Source organism: Mesorhizobium sp. P2_E7, from assembly GCF_056403855.1.
This window is the reverse complement of record NZ_JBFUER010000009.1, coordinates 81,581-95,445: the sequence shown is the minus strand read 5'-3', so window position 1 is coordinate 95,445 and position 13,865 is coordinate 81,581. Positions and strand designations below refer to the sequence as shown.

Sequence of the window (13,865 nt, the reverse complement as noted above, 5' to 3'; positions counted from 1 at the left end):
TCAGCCGACCTTGCGGATGGCCGCTTCCTCGCCTTCGAAGAACCGGTTCGGCGGCCGCTTCAGGCCGAGATTTTCGCGCAAGGTCGTGCCCTCATATTCGCGCCGGAAGAGGCCTCGCCGCTGCAGTTCGGGCACCACCTTCTCGGCGAAGTCGTCGAGCCCGGCGGGCAGATAGGGGAACATGACGTTGAAGCCGTCGGATCCCTCGGCAACGAGCCATTCCTCCATCGCATCGGCAATGGTTTTCGGCGTGCCGACAAAGGCAAGGCCGGCATAGCCGCCGAGCCGCTGCGCCAGCTGGCGAACGGTGAGGTTCTCCCGGCGCGCCAGCTCGATGACGCGCTCGCGGCCGCTTTTCGAGGCGTTGGTTTCGGGGATTTCAGGCAAGAGTGCGTCCGGGTCGAAGTGGGATGCGTCATGGCCAAGCGCGATCGACAGCGAGGCGATCCCGCTCTCGTAATAGACCAGGCTGTCGAGCTTGGCCCGCTTGGCCTGCGCCTCCTCGACGCTGTCGCCGACGATGACGAAGGCGCCGGGCAGGATCTTGATATCGTCACGCGACCGGCCCAGCTTTTCAGCCCTGCCTTTGACATCGGCGAAGAAGCGCTTACCGGCTGCAAGATCGCTATGGGCAGCAAAAATCACCTCAGCCGTTTCGGCTGCCAATTGCCGCCCCGCCTCCGATGCGCCGGCCTGGACGATGACCGGCCAGCCCTGCACCGGCCGCGCAATGTTGAGCGGGCCGCGCACCGAAAGATGCTCGCCCTTATGGTCGAGCACATGCAGTTTTGCCGGATCGAAATAGAGCCCGCTTTCGGCGTCGCGGATGAAGGCGTCGTCGGCAAAACTGTCCCACAGGCCGGTCACCACATCGTAGAACTCGCGCGCATTGTGATAGCGCTCATCATGCTCGACATGCTCGTCGAGGCCGAAATTCAGCGCGGCATCGGGATTGGATGTGGTGACGATGTTCCAGCCGGCGCGGCCGCCGCTGATATGGTCGAGCGAGGCGAAGCGGCGAGCGATGTGATAGGGCGCGTCGAAGGTCGTCGATGCGGTGGCGACCAGGCCGATATGGTCGGTGACGGCGGCGAGCGCCGACAGCAGCGTGAACGGCTCGAACGACGTCACCGTATGGCTGCGCCGCAGCGCCTCGATCGGCATGTTGAGCACGGCCAGATGGTCGGCCATGAAGAAGGCATCGAACTTCGCCGCCTCCAACGTCTGCGCGAAGCGCTTCAGATGGGCGAAGTTGAAATTGGCGTCGGGATAGGAACCGGGATAGCGCCAGGCGCCGGTGTGAAGACTGACCGGGCGCATGAAGGCGCCGAGCCGCAATTGCTTGTTATCTGCCATGGGACGATCACCTGAGGTGGACGAGCTTTATCGCTCCGATATGTAGGCAGGATCGGACGGCTTTGCCGTCCTGGAAAGGAATTCTGTTTTGCGAAACCCGCGTCGCGGAGCATTTTCCTACGCGCGGCCGTTCAATCTATTTTGATGAAGACGCCCTTGGTGTTGAGATATTCGCCGAGATGCTCCGCGCCGCCCTCGCGGCCGTAGCCGCTCATCTTGTAGCCGCCGAAGGGCACCGCCGGATCGATGGCGTGGTAGGTGTTGACCCACACCGAGCCGGCGCGGATTCTTCGCGACAGCTGGTGCGCGGTGGCGACGTTCCGGGTGAACACGCCGGCGGCAAGACCGTAGGGCGTGTTGTTGGCGCGCTCGACCGCCTCGTCCAGCGTATCGAAGGGCAGCGCCGAAATGACCGGGCCAAAAATTTCCTCGCGGGCGATCTTCATGTCGTCGGAGACGCCGGCAAAGACGGTCGGCGCAACGAAATTGCCGGCGGCGAGAGCGCCCTCCGTCAGGCGGGTACCCCCGGTCACCAGCCGCGCACCTTCCGCCGATCCGGCTTCAAGGTAACCCGTGACACGTTCGAGCTGTCGCACCGAAACCAGAGGGCCAATCTCGGTCGCCGGGTCGATGCCGTCGCCGATCCTCAGGCCCTCTGCGTAAGCGGCGAGCCGCGCGACGAACTCGTCATGGATGGAGCGCTCGACGAAGAGCCGCGAGCCGGCAATGCAGATTTGGCCGGAATTGGCGAAGACCGACATCGCCGCCACCGGGACGGCCTTGTCGAGATCGGCATCGGCGCAGACGATGACCGGCGACTTGCCGCCGAGCTCCAATGAGACGCGCTTCAGATTGCCGGCCGAGGCGCGGACGATCGACTGGCCGGTCGCGGTCGAGCCGGTGAAGACGATCTTGTCGACGCCCATATGTTCGGCGAGGGCGGCACCCGCCTCGACGCCGGTGCCGGTGACGATGTTGACGACGCCCGAGGGCACGCCGGCCTCGCTCATGATGTCGGCGATCAGCAACGGCGTCAGCGGCGCTTCTTCGGATGGTTTCAAAACGATGGTGCAGCCGGTGGCGAGCGCCGGGCCGATCTTCCAGATCGACGCCGCGGTCGGCGCGTTCCACGGGATGATGGCGCCGACGACGCCGACCGGCTCCTTGCGGGTGAAGGAGACGATTTCGCCGGCCAGCGAATTGTCGATAGTCTCGCCATGCAGCGCCGTCGCCATGCCGGCGTAGTAGCGCAGCATGCCGATGACACGGTTGCGGTTGGCGCGGGTGCGCACGATCGGCATGCCCATGTCTGCGGTGTCGGAGCGGCTGATCTCTTCCCAGTGCTTTTCAAAGAGATCGGCGATCTTGAGCAGCAGCACCTGCCGCTCATAGGGCTTGAACCGACTCCACGGCCCGTCGAAGGCTTTTCGCGCCGCGGCCACCGCAATGTCTATGTCGTGACGATCGCCGCGCGGCACCGTGGCGATGACCGCGCCGGTCGCCGGATTGCGGGTCTCCATGATGCGGCCCGAGGCAGCATCGACCCAGGCGCCGTCGATGAACATCTGCCGATGGCGTCCGTCGATCGGCAGGCGCAGCGCGATCGACGTCTGGGCCGGGGTCATGATCATCCTCCACGCAACAAATGGGGCATCATGGCCATCAGAACGCCACAACGCCGCACGTCAAACGTACGGCGTTGTAGCATTTTTCCAAGAGCGCATCCTATGCGCCAGCGGCGGTTACTCGGCGGCCAGGGCCAGTTGCGGCCGCTCATTGTCCTGCACCGCCTCGCCTACCGGCTCCTTGGCCTTCTTCGGCTCGCGGCCAAAGAACAGGGCGTAGCCGGCCGGCAGCACCAGGATGGTGAGCACGGTGGCGACGAGGATGCCGCCCATCATGGCGTAGGCGAGCGGACCCCAGAACACGGCGCGCGAGATCGGGATCAGCGCCAGCACCGCCGTCATTGCGGTCAGCACGATCGGCCGGAAACGGCGCACGGCCGAGCCGATGATAGCCTCCGATCGGTCCATGCCCCGGGCTATGTCCTGGTCGATCTGGTCGACCAGGATGATCGAGTTGCGCATGATGATGCCGAGCAGCGCGATGACGCCGAGGATGGCGACGAAACCGAACGGCGCGCCGCTGATCAGCAAAGCTGCCGCAGCGCCGATGATGCCGAGCGGACCGGTAGCCAGGACCAGCATCGCCTTGCCGAAATGCTGTAGCTGGATCATCAAAAGCACGACGATGATGGCCAGCATGACCGGCGCCTTGGCTGCGATCGAGGCCTGGCTTTCGGCGGAATCCTCCGCGCCACCCTGGATCTCGATCTTATAGCCGGGCGCCAGGCCGGCGCGCATGCCCTGCATGTCGTTGTAGAGCTTGGTGACGACATCGTTCGACTGGACGCCGTCCGGCAGCGTGGCGCGCACCGAGATGGTCGGCAGACGGTCGCGCCGCCATTCGACGCCCTGCTCGAGCACCGGCACCACCTTGGCGACCTGCGACAGCGGCACGAAGCCGCCGAAATCGGTCGGGATATAGACCGAGTCGACCGAGGACAGCAGGTTGCGGCTGGCGTCCGGTTCACGGGCGACGATGGACACCGTCTCCTCACCGTCGCGGAAGTCGTCGAGCGGCGCGCCGGACATCGACGCCTGCAGCATCTGGCGGATGCGTTGCGAGGTGACGCCGAGCGCCCGGGCGCGGTCCTGATCGATGACCAGCTTCATCGCCGGCACCGGCTCCAGCCAGTCGTCATGGACTGCGGCGAGCAGCGGATTTTCGGTGAACTTGGCCTTCACCTGATCGGCGATGCGGCGCACTTCCTGACGGTCCGGACCCATGACGCGCATCTGCACCGGCCAGCCGGTCGGCGGTCCCAAGAACAGACGGTCGACCTTGGAGCGGATCGAGGGGAAATCCTGCGCCAGGATGGAGCGCAGCTTGAGGATCAGCCGCTCGCGCGCCGGCTCGTCATTGGCCATCACCAGAAGCTGCGCATAGTTCGGATTGCGCAATTGTTGGTCGAGCGGCAGGAAGAACCGCGGCGCGCCCTCGCCGATATAGGTGGCGATGAAGCGCTTGTCCTTGTCGTCCATCATCCTCGATTCAAGCGCCTTTGCCTGCGTCTCGACCTCCTTGATCGAGGTTCCCTCAGGCAGCCAGAGATCGACCAGGATTTCGGGACGCGACGATTGCGGGAAGAAGTTCTGCGGGATGAACTGGAACGCCCACAGGCTGGTGGCGAAGGTCACCAGCGTCATCACCAGCACGATGATGCGATGGCGCACCGCCCAGCCGACCGTGGCGCGCAAGCGACGGTAGAAGCCGGTGTCGAAGGCGTCGTGATGATCGCCGCCGGCGTGTTTCCTCTGCTTGAGGATCATGTAGCCGAGCCATGGCGTGAAATAGACGGCGACGAACCAGGACACGACCAGCGCGATACCGACGACGTAGAACAGCGTGCGCACATATTCGCCGGCCGTGGAGGCGGCGAAGCCGACCGGGATGAAGCCGGCGGTGGTGATCAGCGTGCCGGTCAGCATCGGGAAAGCGGTCGAGGAATAGGCGAAGCTCGCCGCCTCGATCTTGACCAACCCTTCCTCCAGCTTGCGCTCCATCATTTCGACGACGATCATGGCGTCGTCGACGAGGAGGCCGAGCGCGATGATCAGCGCGCCGAGCGAAATGCGCTGCAGGTCGATGCCGAGCTCGTACATGATGGCGAAGGTCGCTGCCAGCACCAGCGGAATAGCGATGGCGATGACCAGGCCGGAGCGCCAGCCGATCGACAGCAGCGACACCGCAAGCACGATCAGCAGCGCTTCACCGAGCGCCTCCATGAACTCCTTCACGGCATCACGCACGACTTCCGGCTGGTCGGAGATCTGGTCGACCGAAGCACCGTAGGGCAGCGCCTCTTCGAAGCGCTTGTAGGTCGCTTCGACGTCCTTGCCGACATCGGTGACGTTAAAACCCTTGGCCATGACAACGCCGACCTGGACGCTTTCGTGGCCGTTGAAGCGGTACTTGCGCTGATAGGGATCCTCGAGGCCGGAGGACACGGTGGCGATGTCGCCGAGACGCGTCACCTGGCCGCCGGCGCGCAGGCGCAATTCCCTGATGTCGGCTGCCTTGGTGACGTCGCCTTCGACCGAGATGCGCACCGAGCGCAGGCCGGTGTCGACCAAACCTGCCGGGTCGACATTGTTCTGGCCCTTGATGGCGTTCTGCAGGTCGGTCAGCGTCAGGCCGCGTTCGGCCAGCGCCTTGGACGAGATGTCGATATAGATCTTCTCCGGCTGGTCGCCGATGATGACGGCCTTCTCGACGCCCGGCGTCGTCAACAGCATGTCGCGCGCCTGGATGGCAAACTTCTTCAGCTCGGGATAGGAGTAGCCATCACCGCTGATCGAATGCAGCGTGATGAAGGTGTCACCGAACTCGTCGTTGAAATAGGGGCCGAGCAGGCCTTGCGGCAGGTCGCCCGAGATGTCGCCGACCTTCTTTCGCACCTGGTAGAAGGCGTCCTTCACCTCCTCGGCATTGGTGTCGCCCTTGATCTGGACGGTGATGATGGCGCTGCCGGCGCGCGTGTAGGAACGGACAAAATCGAGATGCGGCGTTTCCTGCAGCTTGCGCTCGATCTTGTTGACGACCTGGTCTTCCATCTCCTGGATCGAGGAGCCCGGCCAGATCGCCTGGACGACCATGACGCGGAAGGTGAAATCGGGGTCTTCCTTCTGGCCCATGCGCATCAGGCCGAGACCGCCGGCGATGATGATCAGGCCGAACAGGAAGCGCGCGATCGACGGATGGCCGATGGCCCAGCGCGAAAGATTGAAAGGCCGCTTTTCACTGCTGTCGTTGGTGGTGGTCATCGGCGTCAGTCCAATTCGTTGATCGTCTGCGCACACACTCGGCGTGCGGCTTCAGGATTTCCGATGCTGGCTTCCGGGCGGCGAGGCTTTCCGAGCGGGAGAGACTCTCATCGCGGTGGGACGCGTGGATCGATGCGGGGGAACTCGACCTTGGCGTCTCGACCATCGGGCGCTCGCCGCCCGGAAACCTTGAATGCTTGCGCGGCCTTTCGCCGAAGCGACGATCAAGCCGGCTTCATGCGTCTGCCGTCAGCGCACGGCCTTTGCCGCGTCGCCTTCCGCCGAGGCGGCCTGCACCGCGTCGCCACTCAGCTTGACCTTGAGATTCTCGGTCATGAACTGGGTGCCTGCGGCAACGACGACGTCACCCGGCTTCAGCCCATCGGTGACACTCACGCCGTCGGCGGTAAACTCCGCAACCTTGACCGGGCGCTCGTGCACCGTCTCGCCGGCGCGGTCGACGGTCCAGACAATCTTGCGGCCATCCTTTTCCGCCAGTGCGCTGAGCGGGATCGACACCATCTCCTGCTTCTTGGCCACTGAAGCCTCGATGTTGGCGGTCATGCCGAGCAGCACGCGCGGATCGTCGGGCAGCGAGACACGGACGGCAAAGGTGCGCGACTGCTGGTCGGCGCTGCCGGCGACTTCGCGGACCTTGCCGGAGAGCTTCAGCGCATCGTCGGACCAGAAGCTCGCCGTGACGTCCTTGCCCGGCTTGAAGGCGGCGATGTCCATTTCGGGAACCGCGATCAGCACTTCCTTTTCGCCATCGACGGCAACGGTCATCACCGGCGTGCCGGCGCCGACCACCTGGCCGACATCGGCGGAGACCGCAGTGACAATGCCATTCTCGCTCGCCTTGAGATCGGTGTAGACGACCTGGTTCTGCGCTTGCGAAAGGGTGGAGCGGGCGGCATCGCGGCTGGCCACCGCCTGATTGTAGCTCAGCGTCGCCTGTTCGAGCTGCGACTTCGAGGTGAAGTTCTTGGCAAAAAGCTGCTCGGCGCGCTTGCGGGACAGATCGACGGTCTCGACCTGGCGCTCGGCGGCATCGAGGTTGGCCTTGGCGCTCTTGACCGAAAGCTCGTAATCGGTGGGATCGATGCGGGCGAGCACATCGCCGGATGTCACGTGCTGGCCGATATCGACGAGGCGCTGGGTGACCTTGCCCGAGATGCGAAAGCCGAGGTTCATTTCGGTGCGGGCGCGCACCGAGCCGGAATAGGCGAGTTCGCGGCTGTTTTGCGCCTGGCCGATCTCGACCACCTTGACCGGACGGATGATGTCCTGGACTTCGGCCTTTTCCTGGCTGCAGGCGGCGAGCCCGAGCGTGGCGACGATCAGGCCGGCGACCGGCAGCTTGCGGAGGATGGAACTGGACAAAGACACTTTCGTACTCCCGACTGGAGATGAACGGTCGACACCGGCGCCCGGCGGGCGGCGGTTATTTCAGGGCTTTGATTGCGTAATCGATGAGGTCGTCGGGCATCGCCCGATTGGTCTTGGCGAGGCACTGCGCCACCATTTGCGGGTGGCACAGAATGACGGTGGCGGCGCCGAAGCAGCGCGACGCGATGACCGGATCCTGGTCGGCAAACTCGCCGGCCTCGATGCCTTCGCGGATCACTTCGGCAAACAGGTCGTGAATGCTGTCGATATGCTTGTCGATGACGCCCCAGTCACGCTCCAACGCAACGATGACCATCTCGTGGACCTTCTGGTCGTCGAGCATGACTTCCAGCGTCATCTTGTACTGCGCATGGATATAGCGCCGCAGCCGTTCCTCGGCGCTGATCGGCAGGTGGCAGATCGCGTAGGCCATATTGTAGCTGGCAAGCAGCATGCGGCCGCAGACGGCCTGGTGGATTTCGACCTTGGAGGCGAAGAAACGGTAGATGTTAGCCGGCGACATGCCGAGTTCGCGGGCGATGTCGGCAACATTGGTCTTGCCGTAACCATAGTGGCGGAAGAGGCGCTCGGCGCAGTCGAGAATGCGCGTGACATTCTCCTGCCGGGCGGCGTCGACCATGATGCTGGCGGCTTCGGACATGGCTCTCTGTCAATTAACGAGTGACGAATTTCAATTTTCGTCAGTCGTAAATTGAAAAGAGGGAGGTGTCAATGCGGATTCGACGTACGCGTATAATTGGTGACAGATGGTGACAGAGTGGCGGGCGAGGCCGACCATCGCGGTTAGCGGCCGCCTTCGAATTCGTCATCCTAGGGCGAAGCAAGGAGCGAAGCGATGCGGCGCAGGCCCTAGGATCCATGCCGCGACGTCTGAAAAAGAGTTAGGCGGATCAAGACGTTACGCCGATCAACGACCTTTCGTCGGGCACAGCCATTCTCGACCGTTGGCGTTTGGCCGCAAGGTCACGGCATGGATCCTAGGGTTGCCGCGACGTCGCTTCGCGACTGCTCCACCTAGGATGACGAAGTCGCGGAGGCCCGCGACAAATTGTCGAGGTCGCAGCAAGAGTGCCAATGCCGCCGCCTAAGCCCCCTTCGCCATCTCCCGCAGCCGGAACTTCTGGATCTTCCCGGTCGAGGTCTTCGGGATCTCCGCGAAAATCACCGCCTTCGGCACCTTGAAGCGGGCAAGCAGCGCGCGGCAGTGATCGATGATCTCGGCCTCGCTCGCCGCCTTGCCCGGCTTCAGCTCGACATAGGCGACCGGCACCTCGCCCCATTTGTCGTCGGCCCTGGCGACGACGCCGCAGGACGCTACGGACGGGTGCTTGTAGAGCGCGTCCTCGACCTCGATCGACGAAATGTTCTCGCCGCCTGAAATGATGATGTCCTTGGAGCGGTCCTTGAGCTGGATGTAGCCGTCCGGGTGCATGACGCCGAGGTCGCCGGAATGGAACCAGCCGCCGGCAAAAGCCTCGTCGGTGGCCTTCCTGTTCTTCAGATAGCCTTTCATGACGATGTTGCCGCGGAACATGACCTCGCCGATGGTCTCGCCGTCGGCCGGCGTCTCCTGCATCGTTTCGGGGTCCATCACCGTCAGCCCTTCGAGCGCGGCATAGCGCACGCCTTGCCTGGCCTTCTTCTGCGCCTTCGATCCCTTGTCGAGGGCGTCCCAGGCGCCATGCCATTCGTTGACCACCGCCGGGCCATAGGTCTCGGTCAGGCCGTAGAGATGGGTGACGGCAAAGCCGGCATCGGCCATGCCCGACAGCACGGCTTCCGGCGGTGGCGCGGCCGCGGTGTTGAAGGTGACCGTCTGCGGGAAGTGGCGCTTGTCCTCGTCCCTGGCGTTGATCAGCACAGACATGACGACCGGCGCACCGCACAGATGGGTGACGCCGTGGTCGGCAATGGCATCGTAAATCGGCTTCGGCCGCACCCAGCGCAGGCAGACATGGGTGCCGGCCTGGACGGCGAGCGTCCACGGAAAACACCAGCCATTGCAGTGGAACATCGGCAACGTCCACAGATAGACGGCATGCTTGGCCATGCCAGCATGGATGGTGTTGGTGTAGGCCATCAGGGCCGCACCGCGATGATGGTAGACGACGCCTTTGGGATTGCCCGTCGTGCCTGAGGTGTAGTTGAGCGAGATGGCGCCCCATTCATCGTCCGGCATCGACCAGGCATAGTCGGCGTCGCCGCCGGCGACGAACTCCTCATAGTCGACCGCGCCGATCCGCTCGCCCTTGGGATAGGGCGCATCGGCGGCGTAGTCCGGATCGTCATAGTCGATGACCAGCGGCTTCGCCTTGGCCTGCCCCAGCGCCTGTTTGACGACGCCCGAAAACTCACGGTCGACGATCAGCACTTTGGTCTCGGCGTGGTCGAGTTGGAAGGCGATGACGGCGGCGTCGAGGCGGGTGTTGAGCGAATGCAGCACCGCCTTGGTCATCGGCACACCGAAATGCGCCTCCAGCATCGGCGGCGTGTTGGACAGCATCACCGTGACGGTATCGCCCTTGCCGATGCCGCGCTTCGACAGCGCCGAGGCGAGCTTGAGCGAGCGCCGCCAGAAGTCGCGATAGGTGATGCGCTGGCTGCCATGGACGATGGCGACATGATCTGGATAGGTCCTCGCCGCCCGCTCCAGATAGGTGAGCGGCGTCAGCGGCTGGTGATTGGCGGCGTTCTTGCCGAGATCCTGATCGTACGCATTGCCCATCCCGTTCTCCCCGAATTTTCTTTGTTGAGAACTTCTAACCACAGGTTCGGGCCGCGTCACCATCAGCGATTCCCGACCGGGCGCATTTGGCGCAATGATCATCCAGATTCTGTGGGCAAGAAGGTACGGTGTACCCAGGCCAGTTTGACTTTTGTCGAGAGCCGTGAATAATGTCAGCCGAGGAGACGGCATGGCGATCCGACCGGCAGAACAGCTTATCCATAAGGCCGCGTGGCTCTATTATGCCCATGGCCTGCGCCAGGACCAGGTCGCCAGCCAGCTTAACATTTCTCGCGCTTCGGTGGCCATGTATCTGCGCAAGGCGCGCGAGACCGGCATCGTCAACATCTCGACCTCGACGCAGCTGTTCACCGACGACGTTCTGGCGCGCCAGCTCGAGGATGCACTCAAGCTCGACGCGGTTTGGATCGCGCCGGAGAATGCCTACGTCGTCGACCCTTCGATCGACATTGCGGTGCTGGCGGCGAGCGTCTTTTTGGAACTGATCCAAAAGGGTGACCGCATCGGCGTCGCCTGGGGCCGCACCGTCTACACCATCGCCGACATCATGTCCTATGCCGACCTGCAGGACGTCACCGTGGTGCAGCTTTGCGGCAATCTCGGCGCGCCCTACTCCTACCGCCCCGACCAATGCACGATGGAAATCGCCCGGCGGCTCAACGCCAAGGGCCTGAATTTCTACGCGCCGCTGGTGCTGACGACGGAATTGCTGGCGCATGGGCTGCGCGCCGAGCCGGTGATCCGCGAGCAATTGGCCGATATCGGCAATTGCGATCTGGCGCTCTATTCGGTCGGCACCGTCGACGCCGACAGCCATGTCGTCAAATGCGGCGCGCTAAGCCCCGGCGAGATGGGGGTGTTGCGCGAGGCGGGTGCCGCCGGCGTCATCGCCGGCCAGATCATCGATGCCGCCGGCAAGGCGCTCGACTGCAGCTATAACCGCCGCGTCATCTCGGCCTCGCTGTCGTCGCTGCGCCAAATCGAAAAGCGCCTGATGGTGGTGCAGGAGGACAGCAAGTTCGAACCGCTGCTCGCCGCACTCGCCGGCGGGCTCTGCACGCATCTGGTGGTCGGCGCCAGCATGGCGCGGCGGCTGCTCGACCATGCCGGAGCCAGTGCGGGGGCAAAAAAGGCTTCCTGACAAACGAAATCCTGCAGCCGGCGCATTGTCATCAAGGCGTCGTGGCATTCCTGTTCACAGCAACATCAAAGACAGCAAAGCGGACATAGCGACATGAAGAACCTTTGGAATGATGGCGAGGCGGAAAAGCTCGTTGCCGACTATGCGAAAAAGGGCGTCGCCCGCGACCTCGCGCTGCGCGTCTACACCACCCGGCTGCTCGGCGGCGAGCCGCGGCTGGTGCTGCATGGTGGCGGCAACACGTCCTGCAAGACCAAGGCGACCGACCTCGTTGGCGACGAGTGGGATGTGCTGTGCGTCAAGGGCAGCGGCTGGGACATGGGCGTTATCGAGCCGCAAGGCCTGCCGGCGGTGAAGATGGGCGCGCTCTTGAAAGCACGCGCGCTGGACAGCCTCGCCGACGAGGACATGGTGGCGCTGCAGCGGGCGAACCTCATCGACCCCGCCTCGCCCAACCCGTCGGTCGAGACGCTGCTGCACGCCTTCCTGCCGCACAAATTCGTTGACCACACCCACTCGACCGCGATCCTCGCCATTGTCGACCAGAAAGACAGCAAGCCGCTGATCAAGGCCGTCTTCGGCGACAAAATGGGCTATGTCCCCTACATCAAGCCGGGCTTCGACCTCGCCAAGGTGGCGGCCGATGTCTACGACGCCGACCCCAGCGTCGAAGGCCTGATCCTCGACAAGCATGGCATCTTCACTTTCGGCGACGACGCCAAGCAGGCCTACGACCGGATGATCCATTATGTGAATGTCGCCGAGGACTATGTCGCCAAGAACGGCAAGCCGCAGCCAGCCAAGGCAGCGCTGCCGGCAAAACTCGCCACGCCCTCGTCCATCGCACCGGCGCTGCGTGGCGCTATGGCGGTATCGCGCGGCGAAGGCCGCTTCGACCGCATGATCAGCGACTTCCGCACCTCAGACGCGATTGTCGATTTCATCAACGCGGCCGGCATTGCCGACTACGCCGCGCGCGGTGTGTCGACGCCCGACCTGTCGATCCGCATCAAGACCGGGCCGATGGCGGTGCCGGCGCCGGACGCCGACAAGGCCGGCGACTACAAGGCCGTCATCAAGAGCCATGTCGACGCCTTCGCCAGCGAGTACCGCGCTTATTTCGAAACCAACGATGCACTGGACGACGTCAAACGCACCATGCTCGATCCGATGCCGAGGCTGACGCTGGTGCCGGGTCTCGGCATGTTTGGCCATGGCCGCACGCTGAAGGATGCCAAGATCGCGTCGGATGTCGGCGAGATGTGGATCGAGGCGGTGCGTGGCGCCGAGGCCGTCGGCAGTTTCCATCCGCTGTCCAAGGCCGATCTCTTCCCGCTCGAATACTGGTCGCTGGAACAGGCCAAGCTTGCCTCCAACAAGCCGAAGCCGCTGAGCGGCCAGGTGGTGCTGATCACCGGCGGCGCCGGCGCGATTGGTGCTGCGACAGCAAAACTGTTCGCCGCCAACGGCGCGCATGCCGTGGTTGTCGATCTCGATGCGGCAAAGGCTGCCGAGGCTGCAAAGGCGGCCGGCAACAATTCAATCGGCGTCGGCGCCGACATCACCAATCCCGCCGAGTTGCGCGCTGCCTTCGACAAAGCGGTCGCCGTCTATGGCGGCGTCGACATCCTGGTCTCCAATGCGGGTGCTGCCTGGGAAGGCCGGATCGGCGAACTCGATGACGCCCTGCTGCGCAAGAGCTTCGAGCTCAACTTCTTCGCCCACCAGTCGGCGGCGCAGAATGCGGTGCGCATCATGCTGGAACAGGGCACGGGCGGCGTATTGCTGTTCAACACCTCCAAGCAGGCGGTCAATCCCGGCCCGAAATTCGGCGCCTATGGCGTGCCGAAGGCGGCGACGCTTTTCCTGTCCCGGCAGTATGCGCTGGACTACGGCGCCTACGGCATCCGCTCAAATGCGGTGAATGCCGACCGCATCCGGTCCGGCCTGTTGACCGACGCCATGATCGCCAGCCGCTCCGGCGCGCGCGGCGTGTCGGAGAAGGAATACATGTCCGGCAATCTGCTCGGGCAGGAAGTGACGGCCGACGACGTGGCGCAGGCCTTCCTGCATCACGCGCTGGCCGAGCGCACCACCGCCGATGTCACCACGGTCGACGGCGGCAACATCGCGGCGGCGCTGCGGTAGCGATGTGAAGACATGCTCTTGGGGCGGTCCATCGTTTGGCGAAAACGGTGAACCGCTCCGTCTCTTGGTCTTGACGGACTCCAGGCGGAAAACCGCTTTCGCACTCCGTGCTGAAAAACTGCTCGAACCGGTCAAAATCCCACTCCAATCCTTCGCTTATTGCTCGACCGGTTTAGGG

The 13,865-nt window shown here is 63.9% G+C and carries 8 protein-coding genes; 2 read left to right on the top strand and 6 right to left on the bottom strand.

Annotated features, from left to right (window positions below; genetic code table 11):
• From AC1DYC_RS28940 to AC1DYC_RS28915, 6 genes are all read right to left on the bottom strand, one after another.
• On the bottom strand, nt 1–1,356 hold the full coding sequence (locus tag AC1DYC_RS28940) for an LLM class flavin-dependent oxidoreductase (protein ID WP_477411102.1): 1,356 nt from the start codon (nt 1,354–1,356) through the stop codon (nt 1–3).
• Between the two features lie 131 nt (nt 1,357–1,487).
• Entirely contained in the window at nt 1,488–2,981 is a 1,494-nt protein-coding gene (locus AC1DYC_RS28935) for an aldehyde dehydrogenase family protein (RefSeq protein ID WP_477411101.1), read from the bottom strand.
• Between the two features lie 117 nt (nt 2,982–3,098).
• A complete protein-coding gene (locus AC1DYC_RS28930) occupies nt 3,099–6,242 on the bottom strand; it encodes an efflux RND transporter permease subunit (RefSeq protein WP_477411100.1) in 3,144 nt (1,047 codons plus the stop codon).
• 249 nt (nt 6,243–6,491) lie between these two features.
• The gene (locus AC1DYC_RS28925; protein ID WP_477411099.1) at nt 6,492–7,631 is read right to left on the bottom strand and encodes an efflux RND transporter periplasmic adaptor subunit; all 1,140 of its coding nucleotides are present in this window, start codon (nt 7,629–7,631) and stop codon (nt 6,492–6,494) included.
• 55 nt (nt 7,632–7,686) lie between these two features.
• Entirely contained in the window at nt 7,687–8,292 is a 606-nt protein-coding gene (locus AC1DYC_RS28920; RefSeq protein ID WP_477302300.1) for a TetR/AcrR family transcriptional regulator, read from the bottom strand.
• A gap of 444 nt (nt 8,293–8,736) precedes the next feature.
• Nucleotides 8,737–10,377: an acyl-CoA synthetase gene (locus AC1DYC_RS28915; RefSeq protein WP_477411098.1), complete on the bottom strand. Its 1,641-nt coding sequence runs from the start codon at nt 10,375–10,377 to the stop codon at nt 8,737–8,739.
• A gap of 190 nt (nt 10,378–10,567) precedes the next feature.
• On the opposite strand from AC1DYC_RS28915, the gene AC1DYC_RS28910 reads away from it, so the two are divergent.
• Together AC1DYC_RS28910 and AC1DYC_RS28905 are read left to right on the top strand one after the other, a co-directional pair.
• Nucleotides 10,568–11,539, top strand: coding sequence for a sugar-binding transcriptional regulator (locus AC1DYC_RS28910; protein WP_477411097.1), 972 nt, complete (start codon nt 10,568–10,570; stop codon nt 11,537–11,539).
• Between the two features lie 93 nt (nt 11,540–11,632).
• Nucleotides 11,633–13,687, top strand: a complete 2,055-nt coding sequence (locus AC1DYC_RS28905; protein WP_477411096.1) for a bifunctional aldolase/short-chain dehydrogenase — start codon at nt 11,633–11,635, stop codon at nt 13,685–13,687.
• The last annotated feature ends 178 nt before the right edge of the window (nt 13,688–13,865 follow it).